Origin of the sequence: Capnocytophaga sp. CM59 (genome assembly GCF_000293175.1) — a bacterium.
Taxonomy (GTDB): Bacteria; Bacteroidota; Bacteroidia; order Flavobacteriales; family Flavobacteriaceae; genus Capnocytophaga; species Capnocytophaga granulosa.
Genome location: NZ_ALNN01000014.1, coordinates 1 through 23,576 on the forward strand (window position 1 = coordinate 1; position 23,576 = coordinate 23,576).

At 38.7% G+C, this 23,576-nt stretch carries 21 protein-coding genes; 9 read left to right on the forward strand and 12 right to left on the reverse strand.

Annotated elements, in window-relative coordinates:
* The first annotated feature begins 278 nt into the window (after window positions 1-278).
* The 3 genes from frr (at window position 279) to fabG (ending at window position 4,122) form a co-directional block, all read left to right on the forward strand.
* Window positions 279-833, forward strand: coding sequence for a ribosome recycling factor (frr, locus tag HMPREF1154_RS04020; RefSeq protein ID WP_009641333.1), 555 nt, complete (start codon window positions 279-281; stop codon window positions 831-833).
* Window positions 834-889: 56 nt separating this feature from the next.
* A complete protein-coding gene (locus tag HMPREF1154_RS04025) occupies window positions 890-3,301 on the forward strand; it encodes an alpha-ketoacid dehydrogenase subunit alpha/beta (RefSeq protein ID WP_009641296.1) in 2,412 nt (803 codons plus the stop codon).
* A gap of 89 nt (window positions 3,302-3,390) precedes the next feature.
* The gene (fabG, locus tag HMPREF1154_RS04030) at window positions 3,391-4,122 is read left to right on the forward strand and encodes a 3-oxoacyl-ACP reductase FabG (protein ID WP_034566908.1); all 732 of its coding nucleotides are present in this window, start codon (window positions 3,391-3,393) and stop codon (window positions 4,120-4,122) included.
* On the opposite strand, the gene rsmA is transcribed toward fabG, so the two are convergent.
* The 12 genes from rsmA to HMPREF1154_RS04090 all read right to left on the reverse strand — a co-directional run bounded on the left by rsmA (window position 4,119) and on the right by HMPREF1154_RS04090 (window position 13,000).
* Window positions 4,119-4,910, reverse strand: coding sequence for a 16S rRNA (adenine(1518)-N(6)/adenine(1519)-N(6))-dimethyltransferase RsmA (gene rsmA / locus HMPREF1154_RS04035; RefSeq protein ID WP_009641331.1), 792 nt, complete (start codon window positions 4,908-4,910; stop codon window positions 4,119-4,121). The two genes, fabG and rsmA, sit on opposite strands and share 4 nt — an antisense overlap.
* A gap of 15 nt (window positions 4,911-4,925) precedes the next feature.
* The gene (locus HMPREF1154_RS04040; RefSeq protein ID WP_009641289.1) at window positions 4,926-5,465 is read right to left on the reverse strand and encodes a PIN domain-containing protein; all 540 of its coding nucleotides are present in this window, start codon (window positions 5,463-5,465) and stop codon (window positions 4,926-4,928) included.
* A gap of 2 nt (window positions 5,466-5,467) precedes the next feature.
* Window positions 5,468-5,869 carry an STAS-like domain-containing protein gene (locus HMPREF1154_RS04045; RefSeq protein WP_083846539.1) on the reverse strand — a complete coding sequence of 134 codons (402 nt, stop codon included), beginning with the start codon at window positions 5,867-5,869 and terminating at the stop codon, window positions 5,468-5,470.
* A 63-nt stretch (window positions 5,870-5,932) separates the two neighbouring features.
* Window positions 5,933-6,565 carry an SCO family protein gene (locus HMPREF1154_RS04050; protein WP_009641312.1) on the reverse strand — a complete coding sequence of 211 codons (633 nt, stop codon included), beginning with the start codon at window positions 6,563-6,565 and terminating at the stop codon, window positions 5,933-5,935.
* 71 nt (window positions 6,566-6,636) lie between these two features.
* Complete coding sequence (locus tag HMPREF1154_RS04055; protein ID WP_009641320.1) at window positions 6,637-7,389, reverse strand: energy transducer TonB; 753 nt, start codon at window positions 7,387-7,389, stop codon at window positions 6,637-6,639.
* 74 nt (window positions 7,390-7,463) lie between these two features.
* Window positions 7,464-8,066, reverse strand: a complete 603-nt coding sequence (locus HMPREF1154_RS04060) for a superoxide dismutase (RefSeq protein WP_009641306.1) — start codon at window positions 8,064-8,066, stop codon at window positions 7,464-7,466.
* Window positions 8,067-8,136: 70 nt separating this feature from the next.
* Window positions 8,137-9,201, reverse strand: a complete 1,065-nt coding sequence (locus HMPREF1154_RS04065; RefSeq protein WP_009641307.1) for a beta-ketoacyl synthase N-terminal-like domain-containing protein — start codon at window positions 9,199-9,201, stop codon at window positions 8,137-8,139.
* An 85-nt stretch (window positions 9,202-9,286) separates the two neighbouring features.
* The gene (rplS, locus tag HMPREF1154_RS04070) at window positions 9,287-9,637 is read right to left on the reverse strand and encodes a 50S ribosomal protein L19 (RefSeq protein WP_009641328.1); all 351 of its coding nucleotides are present in this window, start codon (window positions 9,635-9,637) and stop codon (window positions 9,287-9,289) included.
* Between the two features lie 81 nt (window positions 9,638-9,718).
* The gene (locus HMPREF1154_RS04075; protein WP_050999700.1) at window positions 9,719-10,042 is read right to left on the reverse strand and encodes a hypothetical protein; all 324 of its coding nucleotides are present in this window, start codon (window positions 10,040-10,042) and stop codon (window positions 9,719-9,721) included.
* 19 nt (window positions 10,043-10,061) lie between these two features.
* Entirely contained in the window at window positions 10,062-10,349 is a 288-nt protein-coding gene (locus HMPREF1154_RS04080; protein ID WP_009641335.1) for a hypothetical protein, read from the reverse strand.
* 668 nt (window positions 10,350-11,017) lie between these two features.
* Complete coding sequence (locus HMPREF1154_RS04085; RefSeq protein ID WP_009641314.1) at window positions 11,018-12,172, reverse strand: carboxypeptidase-like regulatory domain-containing protein; 1,155 nt, start codon at window positions 12,170-12,172, stop codon at window positions 11,018-11,020.
* A gap of 30 nt (window positions 12,173-12,202) precedes the next feature.
* A complete protein-coding gene (locus tag HMPREF1154_RS04090) occupies window positions 12,203-13,000 on the reverse strand; it encodes a hypothetical protein (RefSeq protein WP_157231238.1) in 798 nt (265 codons plus the stop codon).
* 298 nt (window positions 13,001-13,298) lie between these two features.
* Here HMPREF1154_RS04090 and HMPREF1154_RS04095 point away from each other — a divergent pair, with 298 nt between their 5' ends.
* The 6 genes from HMPREF1154_RS04095 to HMPREF1154_RS04120 all read left to right on the forward strand — a co-directional run bounded on the left by HMPREF1154_RS04095 (window position 13,299) and on the right by HMPREF1154_RS04120 (window position 23,576).
* Window positions 13,299-14,609: a TolC family protein gene (locus HMPREF1154_RS04095; RefSeq protein ID WP_009641291.1), complete on the forward strand. Its 1,311-nt coding sequence runs from the start codon at window positions 13,299-13,301 to the stop codon at window positions 14,607-14,609.
* Between the two features lie 211 nt (window positions 14,610-14,820).
* Window positions 14,821-16,050: an efflux RND transporter periplasmic adaptor subunit gene (locus tag HMPREF1154_RS04100; RefSeq protein WP_009641324.1), complete on the forward strand. Its 1,230-nt coding sequence runs from the start codon at window positions 14,821-14,823 to the stop codon at window positions 16,048-16,050.
* A 7-nt stretch (window positions 16,051-16,057) separates the two neighbouring features.
* Window positions 16,058-16,807 (forward strand): ABC transporter ATP-binding protein, encoded by a 750-nt coding sequence (locus tag HMPREF1154_RS04105; RefSeq protein ID WP_009641282.1) that lies wholly within the window; start codon window positions 16,058-16,060, stop codon window positions 16,805-16,807.
* A gap of 349 nt (window positions 16,808-17,156) precedes the next feature.
* Window positions 17,157-19,100: a C1 family peptidase gene (locus HMPREF1154_RS04110; protein WP_009641330.1), complete on the forward strand. Its 1,944-nt coding sequence runs from the start codon at window positions 17,157-17,159 to the stop codon at window positions 19,098-19,100.
* Window positions 19,101-19,396: 296 nt separating this feature from the next.
* Window positions 19,397-22,915, forward strand: coding sequence for a hypothetical protein (locus tag HMPREF1154_RS04115; protein WP_034566913.1), 3,519 nt, complete (start codon window positions 19,397-19,399; stop codon window positions 22,913-22,915).
* Between the two features lies 1 nt (window position 22,916).
* Window positions 22,917-23,576, forward strand: a complete 660-nt coding sequence (locus tag HMPREF1154_RS04120; RefSeq protein ID WP_034566914.1) for a hypothetical protein — start codon at window positions 22,917-22,919, stop codon at window positions 23,574-23,576.

A 23,576-nucleotide genomic window follows, 5' to 3' on the forward strand; every position in this document is an offset into this window, starting at 1 on the left:
GCTAATTTTTCGCAAACCATTTCTGTTTGACTATAAATGAATTTTATTTCGTGTCAAAGGTAATTAAATTTTTTAAATAAACAAACTTTTTCTATATTTTTTTCTTTAAATTGGAGATTTTTTTGTAAATGGCTGAAAACCAAATATGATTTTAGAGTTTTGAATTTTGAGTTTTAAGTTTTGAGTTTTTTAGGCAAACTAAAAACTAAAAACTGACAACATTTTGATTTTAATTTTGTATCTTTGCCAACTGAAACAAATGAAAAAATAACTTAGATATGAACGAAGAAATAGATCTCATTTTAGAGACTACCAAAGAGGCTATGCAAGATTCTGTAGCACACTTAGAAAAATCATTACTCAATATCCGTGCAGGTAAGGCATCTCCCCAGATGCTTGGTAGTGTATTTGTGGATTATTATGGCTCACAGACCCCTTTGGCGCAGGTGGCCAATGTAAATACCCCTGATTCACGTACAATCAGTATACAGCCATGGGAGAAGAATATGCTCTCGGTCATAGAAAAAGCTATTATGGTGGCCAATTTGGGCTTTAATCCTATGAACAATGGAGAAGTGATTATCATCAGTGTACCTCCATTGACAGAGGAACGTCGTAAAGAGTTGGTCAAACAAGCCAAAGGCGAAAGTGAAGAAGCTAAAATAGGGGTACGTAATGCCCGCCAAGAGGCCAATAAGGAAATCAAAAAAACAGAATTGTCCGATGATATAAAGAAAGATGCTGAGGAGCGTGTACAGAGACTTACCGACAAGTATATCAAGCAAATAGATGAGGTACTCGCTAAGAAAGAAGCGGAAATCCTCAAGGTGTGATTGGGGAGAAAGCAGCTTACTGAACATTTTGACTTTCAAAAGAAAACTAATTTTTTATGGATACAACGACCTCTTTTTTACAAAGTATGCCCTCTGAGGATTTAAGACGACAAGTCTTGGAGGATTATATGATAGCCGTTCTCAGTCGCGAGTGTAGTCTTGCAGGACGAAGAGAAGTTCTTACGGGAAAGGCTAAATTTGGTATCTTTGGAGATGGAAAGGAATTGCCACAGATCGCTATGGCACATGCTTTCCGAAAAGGAGATTTCCGTAGTGGTTATTACCGAGACCAGACATTCATGATGGCTATAGGCGAATATACACCTAAGCAGTTTTTTGCAGGCATCTATGCAGATAATGATATAACTCACGAACCCCATAGCGGAGGTAGACAAATGGGCGGGCACTTTGCCACTCATAGCCTTGATGAAAAAGGAAACTGGAAGCGATTGGTAGATCAGTATAATACCGCCAGCGATGTATCCTGTACCGCAGGGCAGATCCCACGCCTTGTGGGACTTGCTCAAGCCTCTAAAATATATCGCAATCTTGCCCTTCCCAACAGCGAAGCTTTCTCTAACAATGGGAATGAGGTAGCCTGGGGTACTATAGGAAATGCCAGTACTAGCGAAGGCCTTTTCTTTGAAGCCTTCAATGCGATAGGTGTGATGCAAGTACCTGTGGTAATGAGTGTGTGGGACGATAACTATGGTATTTCGGTACCGGCCTCTTATCATACGGTAAAGGAAAGTATCTCTGAGGCACTCAAGGGATTCCAGCGTGATGCAAATCATAAGGGTTTTGAAATCTGTACGGTGAAAGGTTGGGATTATCCTGCACTTGTGGAGACTTACGCTAGGGCAGGACACCTTACTCGTACCGAACATGTACCCTCTCTTATCCATGTAACAGAACTCACCCAGCCCCAAGGGCACTCCACTTCAGGCTCTCATGAACGCTATAAGTCTCAGGAGCGCTTGGAATGGGAAAAGGAATATGACTGTAATGTACAATTCCGCAAGTGGATTATAGAGGCAGGATTGGCCAGTGAAACTGAATTGCAGGCCATAGAAGCGGAGGCTAAAAGAGAGGTGAAAGAAGCCAGAGAAAAGGCATGGAATGAGTATCAAGCCCCTATCAAAACTGCCAAGCGCGATCTTATCAACCTACTGTATGAGATGGAGAAAGAGTGCTTTAACAGCTTGGAAATCTCCCACTTGAAGGATGCCCTTGCCGAGATAGAAAACCCTCTATACCGCGATGTGATTAGTACCGCGCGTAAGGTCTTGCGCTATGCCGCAGGCGAGGAGAATACAGCTACAGAAAATCTTAAAAAATGGCTTAGAGAGATGCTCGAAAAGCTACAAGATCGCTATAGCTCACATCTGTATAGTGAGGATGATAAGAACCCGCTTTTTGTTCCCCAAGTAGCCCCCCAATATGCCCCTGATGCTCCAGAGGTAGATGGGCGCATCGTGCTTAGAGATAACTTTGATGCTCTTTTTGCCAAATATCCTAACCTACTTACCTTTGGGGAAGATACAGGAAAGATAGGCGATGTGAATCAAGGTTTGGAAGGTCTACAAGAGAAATATGGAGTAATCCGTATAGATGATACCAGTATTCGTGAATCCTCTATTATAGGACAAGGCGTAGGTATGGCCATGCGAGGGCTAAGACCTATTGCGGAAATCCAGTATCTGGACTATACCCCTTATGCCTTGCAAACCCTTACGGATGATTTGGCTACGCTGAGCTACCGTACTTGTGGTTATCAGAAGGCGCCACTGATCGTACGCACACGCGGCCATCGCTTGGAAGGTATCTGGCACTCAGGTTCGCCTATGGCAGGATTGCTCAACTTCCTTCGTGGGGTGTACTTCTTAGTACCACGCAATATGACTAAGGCCGCGGGCTTTTATAATACCCTACTACAGGGTAACCAACCAGCTTTTGTAGTGGAATGTCTCAATGGCTATCGTACCAAAGAGCTTTTGCCAAGCAACTTAGGGGAATTTACGACTCCTATAGGAGTGGTGGAGAAAATCCGTGAAGGGCGCGATATAACTGTGGTTTCCTATGGCTCTACCCTACGTATTGTAGAGCAAGCAGCCAAAGAGCTAGACAAAGTGGATATTAGTATAGAGATTATAGATGCGCAATCACTTATTCCTTTTGACATAAATCATGATACGGTCAAGAGTATTCAGAAAACCAACAACCTACTCATCGTAGATGAAGATGTAGAGGGAGGAGCTTCGGCTTATCTGATGCAGGAGATTGTGGAAAAACAAAATGCTTATCGCTATTTGGACAGCAAACCACAGACACTTACTGCCAAATCGCACCGACCTGCTTATGCCTCCGACGGAGATTACTTCTCCAAACCCAATGTAGAGGACGTATTTGAGAAGGTATATGCGATTATGAATGAGATTAATCCTATTAAATATCCTGAATTTAGATAATTATCAATTGTTAATTGTCAATTGTTAATGACTCACTGTTGTAAAAGGAGCATTGACAATTGACAATTAATAATTAACAATTGACCATTATGAAGTGTGCAATTATTACGGGAGGTTCTAGAGGGATAGGGCGTGCTATTTGTGAGCAATTAGCCCAAGATAGTCCCTACCATATACTGATTAACTATCAGAGTAACGAACAAGCTGCCCAGCAGACACTAGAGCGGGTGCAACAGTTGGGAGGTACAGGTGAGTTGCTTTGTTTTGATGTAACGGATAAAGCGCAAACCGAGCAGGTGCTTTCCCAGTGGCAAGAAGCCCATAAGGAGGCACAGGTGGAGGTGATTGTCAATAATGCAGGTATCACTCGCGATGGACTGTTCATGTGGATGCCTTATGAGGATTGGGACAAGGTGCTAAAGACTACCTTAGATGGTTTCTATCATGTAACCCATTTCTTTTTGCAAAAGATGCTACGCCAGCGCTCAGGACGTATTATCAATGTGGCTTCCGTATCGGGGGTGAAAGGTACCGCAGGGCAGGTGAATTATTCGGCTGCTAAGGGAGCTTTAGTGGCTGCTACCAAAGCCTTGGCACAGGAAGTGGCCAAACGTAATATCACGGTCAATGCTGTAGCTCCTGGTTTTATACAGACAGATATGACGGCTGCACTGGACGAGAAAGAACTGAGCAAACTTATTCCTATGGGACGCTTTGGAAAGGTGCAGGAAGTGGCCGATTTGGTAAGTTTCTTAGCCTCAGAAAAGGCAAGTTATATCACAGGAGAGGTCATACACATCAACGGAGGTATCTATTCCTAAGAATTGGGTGCGCTCAGCCACTGAGTGAGGGTGATAAATTCGGCTACAGAAAGCATCTCAGGACGCTTGTCAAAGAGGGGTTCTGCCTTGAGAGCTTCGCGCTCTAGGAGAAAGGACTTAAGGCTGTTGCGTAGGGTCTTGCGACGCTGGCCAAAGGCAGTTTTAACCACTGAGAAAAACATTTTTTCATCGCAGGCAAGCGTATAATCTTCTTTACGCTTGAGACGAATGACCCCGCTTTTTACCTTTGGAGGGGGATTAAATACATGTTCAGGTACGGTGAAGAGGTATTCTGTTTCATAAAAAGCCTGTGTAAGTACCGAGAGAATACCGTAAGACTTGCTACCAGGCCCCTCACAGATACGCTCGGCCACTTCTTTTTGGAACATACCCGCAAACTCAGGCACAAAAAAGCGAATCTCCAAGAGCTTAAATACAATCTGAGAAGAGATATTATAGGGGAAATTACCTATAATAGCAAAGGGTGTCTTGTTAAAATAACTGACAATGTCAAACTTTAGAAAGTCTTCGCAGAGGATATGTCCTTTTAGTTTCGGAAAGTAGGCCTTAAGGTAAGCGACCGATTCTTTATCTATCTCAATAACAAATACTTCTGCATCTTTCTCTAAAAGGAATTGGGTAAGTACGCCCGTGCCAGGGCCGATCTCCAATACCTGCTTGTAGCCACAGAGAGAGAGGGTTTGGGCTATTTGTTGGGCAATATTCAGGTCAGTGAGGAAGTGTTGTCCTAAGTGTTTTTTGGGCTGTACGGGGGATTTTTGGGGCATATATTATTTTCTACTTTAAATTTTGACAATGGTAATCCCTTTGTCTATACTATCAAAATCATTATCAGAAGTTACTAAAATCCAATTATTTCTGGCACAAAGTTCAAGGTAATAAGCATCATTGAAGTCAATATGAAAGTTCTCTATAATAGGCTCAAGGGCTATTGCATTGAAACTATCGGGGTATCTTTCTGTACAATCCAATTGGTACATAGTTCTTACCAATGATTTTACTTCTGTAAGATGTCTTTGGAATTCAGTGCTTTGCTTATAATCTCGCTTATAATCAGCCATATAGTTCTGAGTACGCTCTTTCCATAAATTATAGCGAAGGCGTATCACAGTATTGGTAAGTTCACTGACAATGAGACTGACTAAAGCAATCTGTGAATTATGATGTTGTGTTTTTTGTAAAAAGGATAAAGATTTTCTGTGTTTATCTTCATTGCTATTGATAGAAGGAACATATATAGCAATCCAAATATTATTATCAAAGAAATAAGTTCTATTGCTTTTGAACTCGTATTGAGAGTAAGGGATAATAGTATTTGGCATTGTTATAACGTATTTTTGACAGCTCGTTCAAAAGCCTCAGGATTAGAGAAATATTCTTGAGCAAGTTCCATTGTCATATCAAGAAGCGCTTTATTAGTCTCTTCTATATTTATAAATATTAGATGATTGTTTAGAAAATCACCGTCAAAATCCTTGTAAAGCTCACCAACAGATGCGTGCAAGAAAGCGGGAATCACTATAGTGATGCCTTGGAAGTCTAAAATAACTTTCTTTTCTTGAGTAAGGGTTTGGCTGATAAGTGCATATACTTTCTCTCCATCTTCGTAAGTGATGGCCTTGTCATGCTGCAGGATATCCTTTAGGAGCAAATGTATTTCATTTGTCGTTTCAGACATGTAGTCATATACTTCACGCTTTCTTATGGGAGTAGCTAAAGTTTCCATGCGAATAAAAATTGAGGGTTAATGTATTATTAGTAGGCAAAGATAGTAAATATTTGTCATTAATTATTCATCATTGGTCATTAATTTTCGTATATCTTCTATGAGCATAGCGATTCCTTCTTGAGTCATACCATCGTAGAAGAAAATCGGTTTGCCGTTTTCTTTTCGACAAACGATATTTCCTTTGGTATCTACTAAGGCGAAAAGGCCAGAATGTTCAAAATTTTCGGGGGTATTGCCTGCTTTGGCGTAGATGTTGAATCCCTCATTGGCAGTACGATAGATATCCTCTTCTTTCCCTGTAAGTAGGTGCCAATGGGGAGAACGGACACCTTTCTCTTGGGCATAGGCCTGTAATACTTCGGGGGTATCAGTTTCAGGGTCTATGGAGAAAGAAGCGATACCGATAGCGTTGTCAGGGAAGGCATTCTGCACGGCTACCATGTGAGTAGTCATCACAGGACAGATAGTCGGGCAGGAGGTAAAGAAGAAGTCCGCTACCCATATTTTCCCCTTAAAATCACGATCACAAAAAGGTTGGTTATGCTGGTCTGTAAAGCAAAAAGAGGGGGCTTTTCCTACGACAAATAGTCCATGCGCCTCTCGCTTTCTCAAAGCGTGAATTCCCCATGCACTACCTGCCAAAAAGGCTATGGTAAGACAGATGTATAAAACAGTAGTTAGCTTTTTTCCCATGACTTAAAAAATCAAAAGCGAATAGTGAAAGGCAAGCCCTTCACTATTCACTTATCTGATGAAATTATTACTTAGTTTAGCTTAAATACGATAGGATAAGAGAAGATTACCGCAACGGGTCTTTCACGTTGTTTTCCAGGGATAAGTCTTGGGAGCTTCTCAATCACACGTCGGGCTTCTTTCTCTAAGATTTTATCTTTACCTTGGGTATTGATTACCTCTACATTTCCGTCCTTTTTGATACGGAACTGTACCACAACACGTCCTTGAGAGCCCATTTGCATAGCCGCTTCAGGATATACAAGGGTTTTACTTACAAAAGCATCTAGGGTCTTTTTGAAGCATCTTTCTTGTTCTTCCTTAGGTACATTCTTACATTCCTCGAACATAGGTTTTTGCTCAATAGCGAAGAATTGTACATCGTCCTGAATATCATCATCTCCTGTACCTGTACCTCCAGGAACTCCTGTGGTACTGATCTTAGGAGGCGCAGCGACAGCTTCGTCCTTTTTCATTTCGTTGGACTGGAATTCGGTTTTTACATCCTCTTTGTCATCTACTTGCTTGATGACATCGGGTGGGATTTCCACTTTTTCAGGCTCGGCAGGGGGTGCGGGAGGAGGTGTATTCTCTTCCATAACCACATCTTGCACATCTTCGGAAAGGTCTACCAGCTTGTCAAATTCTATTTTCTTTTTGCCTTCTTCTACGGATTTGTAGTTAATCGCATAGAGGCTGGCAAAAGTAGCTACGGCAAGCCCGATAGAGAAAAATAAACCTACGCGTTTCTTTAGGTCAACATTAGGGTTTTTTTTGGGTTTCATAGGTAGTTTTTTTAGGAGTTTCGTGTACTAAGTAATAATCAATAACCGTGCCAATTTTCTTTTTTCAGGAAAATTTATTTGTATTGGTTATATAGCTCGCTTACTTTATCCCAATTGATGATATTGAAGAAAGCCTCAATATAGTCGGCACGGCGGTTTTGGTAGTTTAGGTAATAGGCATGTTCCCATACGTCCAATCCTAAGATAGGAGTACCGCACTTGATGTGGGACATAAGAGGATTGTCTTGGTTAGCAGTAGCACAAACGCCTACTTTACCTCCTTTTTCTACCGCAAGCCAAGCCCAGCCTGAGCCAAATTGGGTAGCAGCAGCCTTGGAGAAAGCCTCCTTGAAAGCCTCAAAAGAGCCAAAAGCAGCCTCTATGGCTTTGGAAAGCTCAGCAGAGGGGGTAGTTTTCTTAGCAGAGAGGATTTCCCAGAACAGGTTGTGGTTGTAGTACCCACCGCCATTATTGCGAACGGCCTTGTTCTCAGGGTCTAAAGTTTGCAAAATCTCCTGAATTGTTTTTCCTTCAAGGGGGGTACCCTTGATAGCATTATTTAGATTATCAGTATAGGCTTTGTGGTGTTTGGTGTAATGAATTTCCATAGTACGCGCATCAATATAAGGCTCTAAAGCATCATAGGCGTAAGGAAGTTGAGGTAAATTAAATGACATAAAAATTTATTTTTTAGTAATAAAGCACAAAAGTATAAAAAAAATCAATACAAAGGTTTAGTGAGACCTGTTATTTTTTTCTTAATAACACCAAACTGTGTTCCTTTCCTAAGTATTGGTTATATAGCAATACATATCGGATCGGGTGTTGTGGCCGTCTTTCGGGATAAGCCTGTAGGATGGCGGGTAATTCGCTGTAGTTGCAAGCACTACAAGCGACATACACCCCTGAGGCAGAGGCAGTAAAGAACTCACCCATTAAGTGCTTGTAAATGAGTATAGGAGTGGAAGGGAAAAGGTTGTCAAAGGCGTCAAAATACGGTTTGTCCTCTTGGTTTTCACCTCGTCCAGAGACCACTAAGTCAATATCCGCTAAGGAAAGTCCATTTTGGGAGAGGAAATCGCTGACGAAGGCCTCTACTTCGTTGGGAGTCAAGTGGTAACGTATCTCCACATTGAGCAGTTCTGCAACAGTCTGCTCCGAGTAAGTATCCGAGAGGGCAAAGAAAGTAGCCCCTTCTCCTAAGCGAATCCCGTTGGAGTTGGGTTGCATGATAGGGCAGGGGAGCGTTGCCTTGTCCTTGATTATCCCAGCTAATTCGTATAGGTAGGTCGTATGTGGGCTATGCTCATCAATACCTCCGACCAAGATATGCTGAAGTTGGCCTTGCTCCATGTGCATCTTGGCTTCCAGTAGGGCGCTCTCAAAGGAGCAAGCTCCATTGACATACGTCAGGTTCATACCCTTGCACTGCAAGTTGATTGCGATTTGTCCTGCTACTGTGTTGTGAGTGGATTGGATAAAGGCAGTAGGGGTGAGGTGTTGTTCCTGATTGTCTAAGAGTGTTTTTAGGAATTTCTCAGAGTCCTGTAGGCAGCCCATGCCTGTGCCTACAAAAATGGCCTGAGGGGTGAGGTGTGCTTGCTCTAAGGCTACAGAGGCAGCAACCATGCCCATTTTTACACTTTTGGACATACGCCTAATGGCAGCAGGGGGAATATAGTCCTTATATGGAGGTTCCATAGCAAAGAGGACAGCCTCCTTGCTATTTTCGCAGAAGTGCATAGGGAAATCCCCTGAAAAAGAAGGCTGGGCGGAGATACACGAGAGGCCATTGATAAAAGTGCTACTCATAGATAAAGGTGTTTTTGGGGAGTGGTTTTATAAAAAAAGGCTGTCCAAAGACAACCTTTCTTCATACTTTGTGTAAGCTAAAAAATTATTTTCGTATTTCTTTGATACGAGCTTTCTTACCACGCAATTCACGGTAGTAGTAGATACGTGCACGGCGCACTTTACCGTATTTGTTCACTTCAATCTTTTGGATAGCAGGCATATTGATAGGGAAGATACGCTCTACACCTACCTCACCGGACATTTTACGAATGGTAAAAGTCTCAGTAGCTCCTGTACCGCGGCGTTGGATTACCACACCTCTGAAGAACTGAACACGGGATTTTTCTCCTTCCTTGATTTCGTAATACACTGTAATAGTGTCCCCTGTGGAGAACTCAGGGAAATCTTTCTTAGCGATGAAATTGTCTTGTACGTACTTTAATAAAGACTCCATAAAAATATAAAAATTAAGTATTACCTAAGCAACATACACGTCCCTCGCCAGAGGTTACTTAGCGGGCGCAAAAATACTATTTTATTTTGTATTAGGCAAGTCTTTCTCGTAAAATTTTTTATAGTTCTTTTCAGCAGCGGCTACCCACTTATCCCATAAGAGTAATTTGATCACGCACCACCAAAGTAGTACGATTCCAAAAGTGAATAGCTTGAGCTCAAGCGTACCTTCCTTGTTCCAAAGGCCTAAGAAAGTAACGAATAAAAGAGGGATAGCAACCCAATCCAAAAGAAATAGAAGGGGGTTCTGCTTTATGCGTTTTCTAAAAGCATAAAGAGAGGCGGGGATTATTTGAAAGAGTGTCAAAAAATCGGCCGTTTTTGTAGGTTTTGTTGAGGTTTCCATAATGATAATAGATTTAGTTTTAGAAAAGTTTTCCTTGTTTGGGAGAAGGGATATGCGCTTTGTACTTGAGTATTTTGTAGCTATCCTTGGTGATGAGATGTGTTTCAAGTTCTGGGTCATAGAAACTGGTAACTTCCAAATCAACAAGCATATAATCACCCTTGGAGAATTTTTCTCCGTTGTCTATAATCTTGATTATCTCCTCGTCTTCCATTTTAGCAGCTATTTTCTGTCCTTGAAAAACAAAGTCCCACTTGAGGTCTTTGGTGAAGCTAGCACGAATGATGAGTATCTTTTTGTCGGTCAAGACTTCTCTTATTGGTTCTTTTGATACCTCATCTAAGCCGTCTAGTTTATTAGCAATCAGAGGAAAATCATCATAAGGAACATAGGTGCTTTCTGTGTTAGAGTTAAAACTGAAACCTGATACATCAGTGCTTTTACTCAGTACAGCGAATTGTTTAGCGATATTATCCCTAACGGTTTTATTTTCATTGAAGATATTATATACATTTGTTTGAATAAGTGTAATATCTCCGTTGATATTGGTTATTTCTATATAATCTCCTTTTGAGGTTGTCTTTTGAGGTTTTTTTCCTTTTAGAAATTGAGCAAAGGCATATAAGCCACCTACAATGGCTACAATAGAAGCACCATAATTAACACTTTCGGAGGAGAAGAGAGATTCTATGAGTTTTTCTATTAGTTCAACATGTATCTCAAAACTTCCTTTTTCAAGAGCTTTAATTTTTACTTCTATTTTTTTTCAGTTTGCAGACTTCTATTCACCTCCTGAATAATATTAGAGGTGTGCATAAGACAGCCTATAAGTGTCTCTACATCAACTTCGTGCTTGTCGCTGTCAAATACAATTTTGAAATCATTCTCTTTCATAAGGAATACGAAATCTTATTTCTGTGCAAAGTTAAGAGATAATTTTTAGCAAGCAAAGGGAATTAACCTTTAATTTTGTTCTTAAAAATTGGATATGATGCGATATCCTTTTTGGTTATGAGCATTCTTTATAAAAGCCTGCATTTGGTCAGTTAGTGGGAGTTGATTTTGTTTTTCCCAAAAATCCTTGTTGTAGGGAATATTTAGTTTGAATAGTTCAGCTTTGGCATTGACATTGGGCTTAAAGGTGCTTATAAGAGAAAAAGGACGGGTTATAACAAGTTGGTATTCTATGTTATAGAGATTTTTTTGAGCCTTGTTATATACCTCCACTTGCTGAGCTAAGCAGGCAGAGGCAATAAAGTACTTTCCATTGCTACTGCTTTCACATTTTTCTTTCAGGGAATAATAGGAAGTCCTGAACTTAACCCATAATTTTTTGTTCCATGGAATCTCATCTATCGTAGCGTCATTTATCTTGTCAGAACGTTCAACAATACTATAATCCTCTGTATTGATGACAAGATGTCCCACCCCATCATAGAAATTGTTATTCTTAGGGAAATGATGGATCTTCTTATGGGTGTCATCAACTATGGTAGGAGCTGAGAAGTTAAATTTTTGGTAATCAGGGAAAAGCAAAGAACTATACCAAAGAAAAATATCTCTTAGGGAAAGTAAAGCAAGGTCTTCGCTATACTTATCTTTGTTTTCTATTCCGAACTTTCTCATGTTAAGTAATTGAAAATCAATTTTTATATCCTTACTTAATCCCAATAATTTGTTACGCTTTACACGTCCTGCGATGTCTTCTATTTTTAGGAAATCTCCATTTAGCTTGAGGACACAGCGCAAGAAGAAATCTTCTACAAAAGGTTCGTTAGGATAATTATCAAGGGCTTTTCTATAGACTTGTGATAGTATTTCTGGATTGCTTTCCACTACGACCTCACTGAGTTCTATCGGTTTAGGGTCAAGGAAAAGAGTGTCTTTTTCTCTGTTGAGTTGCTCTGGAGTGATTTTAAGTGTCTTATATCCTAACAGCTTGATAGTGATGGTATCACCAGAGGCATGAAAAAAGAAATAACCATCCTCATTGGTGAGGGTATAGTTGTGGATATCATGTATAATCACAGAGGACAAAGGCTGCTTTGTCTGCCCATCAACAATATATTTCTTAGTAAGCTGTTGCGCATACAGAAGCGGAGTGAGTAGAAATAAGACGAATGTTTTCATATTTTCATGGTTTAGACGCTCAAGTTGTTTTTAAAAGATCCTTCCTCCTGTAGAGAGCAAACCCAAAAAGATCTCAAAGAATTCTTCTTTTAAGCATATGCCTCCTGAAATACCTTTTACAATATCCCTATCATCGGTAGAGAAAGCATAGCCTGCATAAATATCTATATAATCAGTGTTCAATAACCCAACCTTGCCCAAAATGCCATAAGAGGTGTATCCTACGGCTAAGTATCTTCTTCCATCTCGTGTTAGGAAACACTTCAGCCCAGGTTCTACAATTGCCTTGAAATCACCCTTGTAGGAGGTAAGATGCAAGCCCAAGTAAGGGCATAAGTAACTATTGGGGAAGCCCAACTCCGAGTAGAATGTATTTCTCCCAATATAGTTATACCCTAATTGTATAGAATAAAGCAAAGGTAACCCCATATGAACTCCCGTAGTAACCCCATTGAGGTGTTCCTGCTCTGTGTCTTTAGCAAAAGCATACCCTATGTATAGAGAGGTGTTCCCCATTCCTTTTATTCTTACACTCAGGCGAGGCTCTACCGATTGAGGAGTGAGATATCCACCTAACGATATTGCCTTCCAACCAATCTCTCCACCGACCTCAGGAATAACCGTGTGTAGGCCATTCTTAAATAGAGCATATCCTCCTAATGAGAATTGGTAATGCCACCGTTTGGGTATAGATAGATAACGATAGTATCCCTGTAGGTATAACGCCTCTTTGTTTATAAAGCTCAGTCCCACATTCATATAGAAACGATGAAAGTGTTTTTTCATCTTTAATGTATGATAGAGGCTGTCCTGTACATAGTTTTTCATAAGAATACTATCTTTTGTATAGCTAACACTTGTGCTATCTACTTGTGCATACAGATTGAGCATTAAGCTACAAAAAAAGATACAAGCGAGGTTCTATATTTTTCTTTAGTTATTTGCATGGAATAGGTAATTTGCTTGACAAAGTTAAGGAAAATAATTTAGAAAAGCAATATATTTTTAAAGCTAATATTTTTGAACAAAAAGAAAGCATATAGAAAAAACTGTATATTTTCTCACATATTATTTCTCTGATTGAAAAAAAATGAGTATTTTTGTGGCTTAAAACCAATTATCGAAAATGAAATACAGAATACTCCTTGCTTCCCTCTTATCCATACCTATGTGGGGGCAACAAAAATTATGGTCACTGGCTGACTGTATCAACTATGCTGTAAACAACAATATAACCGTTAAGAAGACGCAACTGAATCAGCAGACGGCTGCTATCAACTTAGATCAGGCCAAGAATAATCGCTTGCCTGCCGTTAGCGGAAATATCTCGGCCAATGCCAATCATGGTTCGGTGATTAACCAGATTACCAACAATAGGGTGAACCAGACAACCATCACCAATAGTATGGGCGTGAGTGCCTCTATGCCACTCTATGAAGGGAACAAACTCAATTTGCAAATAGAGCGTGCTACCCTTGCTCTGGAACAGAATGACCTCTATGTAAAAGAAGCGCAGAATAACATCACCCTGAGTGTATTGGAGGCTTACCTGCAAGCACTTTACCAATATGAGAATATCGCAGTGGCCAAGAATACAGCCCTCTCCTCAGAGGAACAACTCGCTCAAGCACAACAGAAATATGAGAATGGTGCTATAGCGAAGATAGACCTCATAGAGATAGAGACCCAGCATGCTAATAATCAGTATAATGTGGTGCTGGCTAAGAACCAATACGAAAACCAAGTGCTAACCCTCAAGCAACTCTTGGAGCTTCCCCCTGGTACGGAATTTGGTATTGAGATTATCCAAAAGGAGGACGTTAGCGCCCCTATAGCTAATAAGGAAGAGGTGTATAGACAAGCCTTGGAGCAGCTGCCAACGACTAAGATATACGAAAAGCAAAAAGAGTTGGCTCAGAAGGATATCCAAATTGCTAAGTCTGGCTTTCTACCGTCACTCTCCCTTAGTGGAGGTATCAATACAGGGTATTCGGATAGGGATACCGAGAAATATATGACACAGCTGAAGAATAACTTTGGGCAGACCATAGGACTCTCGCTCAATATTCCTATCTTCTCTCGTTACCAAAACAAGAACAATGTAGCCTTGGCGCGACTCTCTGAATCCCAGGCGGATCTTGACCGTAAGCAGGCAGAGAAGGATCTCTATACCAAGATAGAGACCGCTTGGCACAACGCTACCACACGTCAGGCACAGGAAGTAGCCTCTAAGAAAGCGCGTGATAATGCTAAGTTGGCCTACGAGTTGGCTGAGAAAAAGCATGAGTTTGGCAACCTGACCAATACCGAACTCTTAGTTAGTAGAAACACCTATCTCAATGCTGAACAGACCTATTTGCAGAACAAATATATGGTATTGCTCTACCAACAATTGTTGAATTTCTATCAAGGAAAAGAGATAGTGATCAGTGAATAATGAATAGTGAATAATGAATAATGAATAGTGAATAATGAATAATGAATAGTGAATAATGACAAGTTATTAGTAGGGGCGAATGGTAATTCGCCCTTAGTGATAAAACTCCCTTTGAAGAGGATCACATACTCGTTTGCAAGTGTTCAGCGACATGGGCTTGTGCCTATTATAGAAAATATTAAAATCCATATTATTATTGAAAAATAAAAGAATGAAGAAAATATTAAGAACAACTATATTTGCCTTATTGCTTGCGGGAGTAGGTTATGGGGGATATCATTTTTTCTTTAAGGAGAAACCAGCGATTATTGTCCTGCAAAAAGAAAAAGTAGAAAAAGGTGATGTAACCACAGAGGTAACCGCTACAGGGAGTGTACAACCTGTAGATGAGGTAGAAGTGGGTACGCAGGTATCGGGCTTGGTCAGTAAAATATATGTGGATTACAATTCCCAAGTGAAAAAGGGAGAGCTTATCGCTGAGCTGGACAAAACCAATCTGCAAGAGAATGTCATCAACGCTCAGGCTAATTATAGTGCAGCACTGAATGAGGTTTCCTATTATCAGCAGAACTATGATAGGAAGAAAAAAATGTATGATAATCAGATTATTAGCAAGGCAGATTACGAACAGGCTTATTACCAGCTTCATAACGCCAAAGCGGCAGTAACTCAACGCCTTACGATGCTCAATCAGGCAAAGACCAATCTGGGCTATGCCAATATCTATGCGCCTATCGATGGGGTAGTCTTGAGTAGGGAGGTAGAGGTAGGACAGACAGTGGCCGCTTCTATCAGTGCACCGACCCTCTTTAAGATTGCCAAAGATATTAAGAAAATGCAAGTGGAGGCCAATGTAGATGAGGCAGATATAGGACAAGTGAAAGTAGGCCAGCGAGTTACCTTTACTGTAGATGCTTATCCGCTGGAAGAGTTTCAAGGGGTAGTCTCCCAAGTGAGACTTTCACCCACCACCACTTCCAATGTGGTTACCTATACAGTTATTGTAGATGCAGAGAATCCTGAGGAGAAGCTAAAGCCAGGTCTTACAGCGACTATTGTCATCTATACCAATGAACTCAAGGGCGTTACCATAGTTAATAACAAGGCAATTAATTTCTCTCCAGACCTTACGCTCTTGGCTGAATATTATGTGCAGAAGGGAATCAATGCCTCTATGCCACAGATGGAGCGTAGCAAGGGAAAGAACAAACATGTATGGGTAGAAAATTCCGATGGTAGTCTCTCACAAAAAGCCATTGTGATAGGCAGCAATGATGGAATCCATGTAGAGGTAGTTAGTGGCCTTACCCAAGGGGAAGAGGTGATAACCTCGCTCAATAGTTTCAATCCTTCGGCTAAGGCAACGGATAATCAACAAGATGGTAGTAGTCCATTTATGCCTAAGCCACCTCATAGAAGACAGAACTCTAAAGCAAAATAGGGGAATCATGGCAAAAACAATCATTGAGATAAACGACCTAAGAAGGGAGTTTAAGATGGGAGGGGAGACCCTACAGGTACTCAAAGGGATTAACTTGAATATCTATGAGGGAGAGTTTGTTACCATCATGGGGCCAAGTGGTTCGGGTAAGTCTACCTTGCTCAATATATTGGGCTGCTTGGACAGACCTACTTCGGGGGATTATATATTGGACGGTATCTCGGTCAAGAATATGTCCAAGAACGAGTTGGCCAATGTCCGTAATACCAAGATAGGCTTTATCTTTCAGGCCTATAACCTTTTGGCGCGTACCTCGGCTATAGAGAATGTAGAATTACCACTGATGTATAATCCTAAGATTTCAGCCAAAGAACGCCGTGAGCGTGCCATAGAAGCTCTCAAAAGGGTAGGGCTGGAATCGCGCCTGCACCATATGCCCAGTGAACTCTCAGGGGGGCAACAGCAGCGTGTGGCCATCGCGCGTTCGCTGGTAAATGACCCTGTGATCCTCTTGGCCGATGAGGCTACGGGAAACCTTGATACCCGCACCTCCTACGAAGTCATGGAGCTTTTCCAAGAGCTTAATGACAAGGGTAGCACCATAGGCTTTGTTACCCACGAGGACGACATTGCCCGCTTTAGTAAGCGCACCGTGGTGCTCAAAGACGGCAATATCATCAAAGATCACCTTATAGAAGATAGGTTCGATGCGAAAGAAGAACTGAGAAAGATAAAATCAGGGTTCAGTGATCAGTAGTTAGTGGTTAGTTTTTAGTTTGTAACTTATTAGAAAAAAGCTGTTTGAGGATAAAACCTCAAGCAGCTTTTTGTTATTCAGCTAATACGAACTCATACACTTTAAGGGCTGGAAAATATCTAATTTAGCCCTGTAAAATAAAGCACTATGTAGCCTATGGGAAAGGGAACGCATACCAACTCATATCATTTTCCTGACAAAAATGTTCTACATTTGCAGTAGATAATCAAACATAATTGCCTATGGGAAAGGAAAGAGATCTAAGGCCATACTAATAGTTCTGAAGAGCTATATATGACCTATCTTATAATAATCTATCATTATACTTAACTACTTTAAATTTACAGTCATGAAAAAGGAAATACAATCCAGACAAGTGACAAAAGTATTTATTAATCTTATTAAACTATCAACTATGAGAACATTAAAATTAATCGTAATGGCAATAATGACATTAGTCGTTGGTTGTCAGAAATTTGAGCAGAATAATACGGATAATCCCAAAGATCCTACAGAACAACAAGGCTCTAAGGACACTAACGGTAATAAGACCGATAAAAATGATAAAGGCAATAAGCCAGATGATCAACAGAGAGTTGAGCCAAACTCCACCCCCTCTTTTGCAACAGGGTGGGTGCCGGTTAAGAAAAACAGCAAATATGCAGGTAATGTACCAATCAGGTTTGATAGAGCGCAAGAGACTAAAATGCGTTTAGAAGGTTTTCCTTATGACACAAAAGAAATGTTGTATTATACGCAATTACAACAAGGTAGTTGCACTTCTTTTGCGGTCTCAATAGCTATTAGCTATCAAGCCAACTTCATGCGACGCCATCTGTCATTTAAAGATGAGAGCTTCTTCCTTTCTCCCTCTTATTTGTATAATGTCCTTAAAGGAATTGGGCCGTGTGAAACAGCAGGAAGCTCTATAGAAGCTTCTTTACAACGAATTTGTGATAAGGGTATTCCTAGAGAGCTTGAGTTTCGTTATGACGCATCGACTTGTAGTGCTATCCCAGACTCCAAAATAGACGAACTGGCTGCTTATACTCGCATAAAATCGTTTGACCCTGTTCAGTTAAGCTTTGATAGCTTTACAGGTGCTCTATCGCAAGGGTATCCGATTATTATAGGAGCCTACTTAAATCAAAAGTTTTTTGATCTTTATAGAGAAGGGGGAGACTATATTTATAGAAAGGAAGATTATGAAGAAGGAGGTGAGATAGTCGGCTCACATGCGATGACAGTAATCGGATTTGATCAAGAAGAAGGCACGATCACACTTATCAACTCGTGGGGTTCAGGAATTGGTTGGAAAAAGACTGGCTATGTAAAGGTTCACAAATCACTTATAGGCAGTATGATTGCCGCCGCTTACTATGTTGATAATAAAAATTTATATGACTATAAGCCCTATGATGATGCCCCCAATCCTCCTAATCCAGCACCTAACGAGATACGTATAGCTACCAATACATCTCACATGATTTTTACTTCTGATAACGGGGAAGTTCAAAAGCAAAGACTAACGATCACCAATAATGGAAGCAGTGTAGTTAATATATCCCCTTATCTTGAAGGGGGAGATAAAGACTATTTCCGATTGGAAAGAAACACAGATATAGTAATATATCCTAATAGTTATGCAACACTAGAGGTAATATATTCTCCTAATAATAAAAAGGGAATTCATACAGCTATACTGGCATTGATCTTTTCCGATCGTGCGCAACGAATAGTTCTTACAGGCGAAACGAAAGATAAAGACGAAGATCGTAAACGAGAGGATGAACGTAGAAGGGAAGAGGAGACTCGTAAACGAGAGGAAGAACGCAGAAGGGAAGAGGAGACTCGTAGGCGAGAGGAAGAACGCAGAAGGGAAGAGGAAACTCGTGCTACATATACTATAAAAGAGGTACCTACTGCTCAAGACGCTACCATAGAATGCCCTGCTCAAGGCCTACCAACGACTTACTCAGGGAAAAGAAAGATAGCATTACGGGATCTGAGGGTCACAGAGGTTGGGGGTAACTTACGAGTAATAGGTCGTCTTGTGAAAGAAGATACAGAGCGCTTTACCCAGCGTGGGGAAGTATACATCAAGTATGGTGAGTTCTGTCAGAATAATAAAGAGATAATTGGATTTTATTATTCGGGCGATAGTTCTGTCGATTTAGATTTCTATGTCTCAAAAGCAGAAATAAACAATAAAATATATATACTTACTAAATCTACTGAAAATAAAAACAATCGCTTCTTCACAAATATTATTATAGAATTAGTACGCCGCTAATGATTAAAAGAGGGGGCTGTCCGAAAAGTCCAAAACACTGCTTTTTGAAGTGTAAATAATACTCAATTTAAATTTTATTTCATTGATAATCAGTTGTTTTTTTTGGGGTATTGCTGTAGGAGCAAAGTCGCGTAAGCGAGTATGTGAGGTAATTCGCTCTCTAAAGACAAGGCCTTTCGGACACCCTCTCTTTAAAGAAGACAGAAAAAAGACTAATAACAAGTGATAAAAGGAGTAAGTGCCGGTGCTTACTCCTTATTATTTAAAATGGTTAAAAAAATATTTACGAAAAGATTATGAAAACTCAAGAAAAAAACGTATCTTTGGCAGGATATGACCATACAAAAACAGAAACGATGGAGACTGTAACCAATGTATTTACTGAAGAAGATAATCATTCCTATATAATATGTTTTTTAGGAGGACGTGATGAGAGTATTTTTAAAAATCGAAAATACAATATTTCTAAAAGATATATAGAACAATTGGTAAAAGAAATTTATGAGGTGTTCAAAAAATCTAGTGAAATAAAAATATTAAAAATTATTACAAGCGGAGCAGGGGGAATCTCTGAAGTTATAGTAAAAAAGTTTAAAAAATATAGTGATAAACGTGACCTTAGGGAAAAAGGAAAAGAAATACAACTGATAGCAGTCATTACAACAGAAGAAAAGAAGACACCTATAGGGTATGACTATGTGGTTAGAACTAGTAATGTAACAGAGCAAATGGAAGTTATGATGAACCTTTCTAATCTTTTTATAGGTTTACCTGGAAGTACCAGCACTAATATTGCTACAGTAGTGGAAACTATTTCTAAGAAAGATAGCAAAGAAAACTTTATAGTGTTACTACATTCTTATTGGTATTCTGTCCCTTTTTGGAAAGGAGAGCTTCCTGTAGAAAAGGTAAAGACTTTGAATAAGGCCTTCTTTTTCAATCAAATATCTCCAAGGCAATATAGCTTAGCAACTTCAAAAACAGCAGATTTGGAGGACTTAAAAGAGGATATTTTAGATTGCTTATACATAAATGTCCCTAAAGAAGAACGAAAAATAGAAGAAGAAGTACCTATATTGGCTATTGATTTTAACTATGTTATTGAAGAAGAAAAAGAAGTTAAGATTTTTTCCATTTCTTATGAAACGGAAAGTTATATAGATACTTCTTTAGAATATTTCAACTATTTAGATGATTCGAAATATGAGGGAAATATGCACTTTGCAAGGGAAGAGGAAGTATATGCAGTAACTATTTTGCCTAATGGGAAACATCGTTGGTCAGAACCTCTACATTATTACCCAGAAAAAACTCATACTAGTGTTTCTGAATACAGACTAAAACGGCTTAAAAACGGATCACATCTATCAGGGAAAGATGAGATCTTTAAAAAATTTGCAAAATTTCTAGATAAGGAGCAATATGGACAGACACTTCTATGGAGATGTAAATCTTTTGGGGCAGGACTTAACAAATTGAGATTTTCTATCTTTATTTTATTTAATCAGCAATTGCCAGAGACAAAGATAAATATTATCAAGTTACATGTAGAAAATTTTATTTCTCAATTCTCTTCCTCAAAAACAGCTGAAGTAATTGGAGAAAAGAACAATAAAATAGAAGAAAGTAATAGGGAATTACTAAATATAAATAAGAAATTAAAAGAGAGTAAAAAGATTGTCGAAGAACAGGCAAGAAAGGCTGCTTATGCACAGGTATTTATTAGGAATCTCTCTCATAATATTATCTCACATGTACTCGTTCATTTGCAGAAGGGAGAGGATTTCTCCTTTAATAAATTAAAAAGCCATATACAGAAACCTAATACTTATCAAGGTAGTTTCCAGCTTCCTTGGGAAGAAAAACAAAGGCAAATAACCCCTATAGAGCAGCAAGAACAATTAGCAGTGTTTTTTAGGTATATTTCTAATCGTTGTTTTTACCTCAATGAAGCAGTTTATGGAATAACTAATACGGTAGCAGAGAAAAGAGTATATGGAGAACTTTTTAAACAGTTAGATGAAAACCGTATTTTGCTTAATTATATATCGGGGATAGACAATTTTAAATATCAAATACATTTTATTAAAGAGACAGAAGAAGGATATGAAATCTTTAATGAGAAAAATGATATTTCTATTATGTTACCAGGAGGTACTATAGGGCAACAAGCTTTTTATAATATTATAGAAAACGTCATTCGAAATACAGCTAAACATAATGTGATAGGAATGCAAGATTGTGTACATTTTGTAGTTAAGTTTTCTAATTCAAAGTCATTGAAGAAATATTACGAAGTAGAAATTTTTGACTCTATTGGACAGACAAACTCGAGAAGATTAAAAGGTAAATTAAATAACATGTTACTTAAGTCTGCTTTTAATATGAATAATAATCAATTGCGTTCTTATGGTTTAGGACAGTTAGAAATGAAAGCAGCCGGAGCATTTTTGCAGCAAGAAGATATAGCTAAAATAGGAGAATTTTCAGAAAAAACACTCAAGGAATATAAAAAAACAGGAAAAAATGTAGTGGAAATTTTTCAAGAACACAACCTTACTTTCTTGCATGCTTTCACTACAAATCAAGTTTATGATGAGGCTCTTCAAAACCTTAGAGAAACAGAAAATAGATATTTAGGCTATCGTTTTTACGTGAAAAAAACCGAAAAATATATCTTTGTCTTTGAAGAAGATTATTTCTTAGAAGAAAAGAATAAAAAAGCCTTAGAAAGTTATGGAATAAGTTTTTTAGCAGTAGAAGAATTTAAAAATAGTATAAGAGAGGGGCAAGTATATAGTCATGAATTTATATTTTTACAAGAAGGAGCTCAGGATAAATTAGGGGAATTAGGAGAATGTTTTTACAAAACACATAATGATAAACAAACTAATAGAAAGGAAAGAGTAGAGGCACTATCACTACTTCCTGAGAGACTGATGCTTATAGAAAAAGACTTTGCAAAGAAACTAATAGATTCAAAAGATATAGAAGATTTTGAAAAAAAGGTATGGGAACAGTGGGAAGGAATACAATATAATATGAAAGAAAAGAGTCCATGTCAAATGAATCAGTATATAGGTATAAATTGTAAAGGGAAGACAGAGGGAATTAATGATTTTAAATTTTGTAAGCAGGTAATTTTTCATGATCACTTGAGTAATTATAATGCTTGGTCAGAGGTAGTCCGTGATATAAACAAAAATCTGATTACTGTAGAGCCTCTCTCTAGTGCTGCCCAGCGAAAGCTGCCTGAATATAATGGAAGCCTATCAATATATGTAGATAAAATAGCTAATGAATCCCCTATTTGTCAGAAACTAATAGAAGCCTATTTCAATAAAGTAATCGTAATAGATGAGCGTATCCAAAGAGCCGCAGAAAGTTTTTATCCTGCAAAGAATAGTGATGCTCAAGGGGTGAAAGAAGCTGAGATTTTTAGTTGTATAAATGTACTGATTCCTAAAAAAGAAGAAATAGATTTGGCAAAAGAACATTTTTCAGAAGAAGATAAAAATGCAATTATAGCATATATAGAAAACGATATAGAAAAAGCAGAGTTTTTAGTAATTCACTATGGAATCTTAGAGCGAATTTATAACAATGACACTAATAGGACAGAAGCTATTAATAAGCAATTGAACAAATGGGTAAAAGTAACACGCGTTATAGTAACTTCAGGAAGAGGAAGACAAACCTTAGAACACCTACCCTTATCGGTAAATTATCTGAATATCTCTTCCTTGCTATATGCTTTTGTGGAAAATAGAAATAAATATTCAATTAATTATATATTAAACCAATCTCGACGTTAAGATGAAAAAATTACTTATTTTTACAAATCGAGTAGATATAAAAAATTTTATGCCCAAAGGCATAGGAGCAAAAAGTAAAGAGTTCTATAATATAGAAAACTTGGAAGAGAAAGGAGCAATGACCTTAAGAGGGAATGTATTGAAAGATTGCTTTGATAAAGATGATTTTATTTTTCTGATAAGTGATTCTATTACAAAAGAAAAGTTTGAATTCTTTTTAAAGGAGATAAAAGGTGAGAATGATCAAGTCTATGTTGTTTATCATCTTAATAATCATGATGATAGGAAAAAATTCGATGAAAGTATACCTGAGGGAATCGAAGGACAATATAAAAAAGTAGGACAGCATATAGAAAATGGTTTATATGATATTTTCCTTCAAAATATAAAGACGTTTCTTGAAGAATTAGAACTACCTATTAATGGGGGGAATTGGGTAAGTAACGATACCCTCTATACCCAGCCCCAAGTTCAGGAAATCATCTCTGCTATTTTTAAAGACGAAGCAGATGACAAGTTGAATAAGAATATTTCTATTCTAATGGAAGAGTTTAAGAAAATTTGTGAAACAGAAGACAAAGATGAAAGAATGAAAGCCTTTGAGGCATTAGCAAAAAAGAGAGATGAACTCCTCAATGCACTGATAAATAATCAAAAATAG

What these genes read in the sequence shown, in the direction of transcription:
- HMPREF1154_RS04120 (WP_034566914.1), top strand. Translation starts at nt 22,917, where the DNA reads ATGAAAAAATTACTTATTTTTACAAATCGAGTAGATATAAAAAATTTT.
- fabG (WP_034566908.1), top strand. Translation starts at nt 3,391, where the DNA reads ATGAAGTGTGCAATTATTACGGGAGGTTCTAGAGGGATAGGGCGTGCT.
- frr (WP_009641333.1), top strand. Translation starts at nt 279, where the DNA reads ATGAACGAAGAAATAGATCTCATTTTAGAGACTACCAAAGAGGCTATG.
- HMPREF1154_RS04115 (WP_034566913.1), top strand. Translation starts at nt 19,397, where the DNA reads ATGAAAACTCAAGAAAAAAACGTATCTTTGGCAGGATATGACCATACA.
- HMPREF1154_RS04110 (WP_009641330.1), top strand. Translation starts at nt 17,157, where the DNA reads ATGAAAAAGGAAATACAATCCAGACAAGTGACAAAAGTATTTATTAAT.
- rsmA (WP_009641331.1), bottom strand. Translation starts at nt 4,910, where the DNA reads ATGCCCCAAAAATCCCCCGTACAGCCCAAAAAACACTTAGGACAACAC.
- HMPREF1154_RS04085 (WP_009641314.1), bottom strand. Translation starts at nt 12,172, where the DNA reads ATGAAAACATTCGTCTTATTTCTACTCACTCCGCTTCTGTATGCGCAA.
- HMPREF1154_RS04045 (WP_083846539.1), bottom strand. Translation starts at nt 5,869, where the DNA reads ATGGAAACTTTAGCTACTCCCATAAGAAAGCGTGAAGTATATGACTAC.
- HMPREF1154_RS04055 (WP_009641320.1), bottom strand. Translation starts at nt 7,389, where the DNA reads ATGAAACCCAAAAAAAACCCTAATGTTGACCTAAAGAAACGCGTAGGT.
- HMPREF1154_RS04090 (WP_157231238.1), bottom strand. Translation starts at nt 13,000, where the DNA reads ATGAAAAACTATGTACAGGACAGCCTCTATCATACATTAAAGATGAAA.
- HMPREF1154_RS04060 (WP_009641306.1), bottom strand. Translation starts at nt 8,066, where the DNA reads ATGTCATTTAATTTACCTCAACTTCCTTACGCCTATGATGCTTTAGAG.
- HMPREF1154_RS04105 (WP_009641282.1), top strand. Translation starts at nt 16,058, where the DNA reads ATGGCAAAAACAATCATTGAGATAAACGACCTAAGAAGGGAGTTTAAG.
- HMPREF1154_RS04040 (WP_009641289.1), bottom strand. Translation starts at nt 5,465, where the DNA reads ATGCCAAATACTATTATCCCTTACTCTCAATACGAGTTCAAAAGCAAT.
- HMPREF1154_RS04050 (WP_009641312.1), bottom strand. Translation starts at nt 6,565, where the DNA reads ATGGGAAAAAAGCTAACTACTGTTTTATACATCTGTCTTACCATAGCC.
- HMPREF1154_RS04025 (WP_009641296.1), top strand. Translation starts at nt 890, where the DNA reads ATGGATACAACGACCTCTTTTTTACAAAGTATGCCCTCTGAGGATTTA.
- HMPREF1154_RS04075 (WP_050999700.1), bottom strand. Translation starts at nt 10,042, where the DNA reads ATGGAAACCTCAACAAAACCTACAAAAACGGCCGATTTTTTGACACTC.
- HMPREF1154_RS04095 (WP_009641291.1), top strand. Translation starts at nt 13,299, where the DNA reads ATGAAATACAGAATACTCCTTGCTTCCCTCTTATCCATACCTATGTGG.
- HMPREF1154_RS04100 (WP_009641324.1), top strand. Translation starts at nt 14,821, where the DNA reads ATGAAGAAAATATTAAGAACAACTATATTTGCCTTATTGCTTGCGGGA.
- HMPREF1154_RS04065 (WP_009641307.1), bottom strand. Translation starts at nt 9,201, where the DNA reads ATGAGTAGCACTTTTATCAATGGCCTCTCGTGTATCTCCGCCCAGCCT.
- rplS (WP_009641328.1), bottom strand. Translation starts at nt 9,637, where the DNA reads ATGGAGTCTTTATTAAAGTACGTACAAGACAATTTCATCGCTAAGAAA.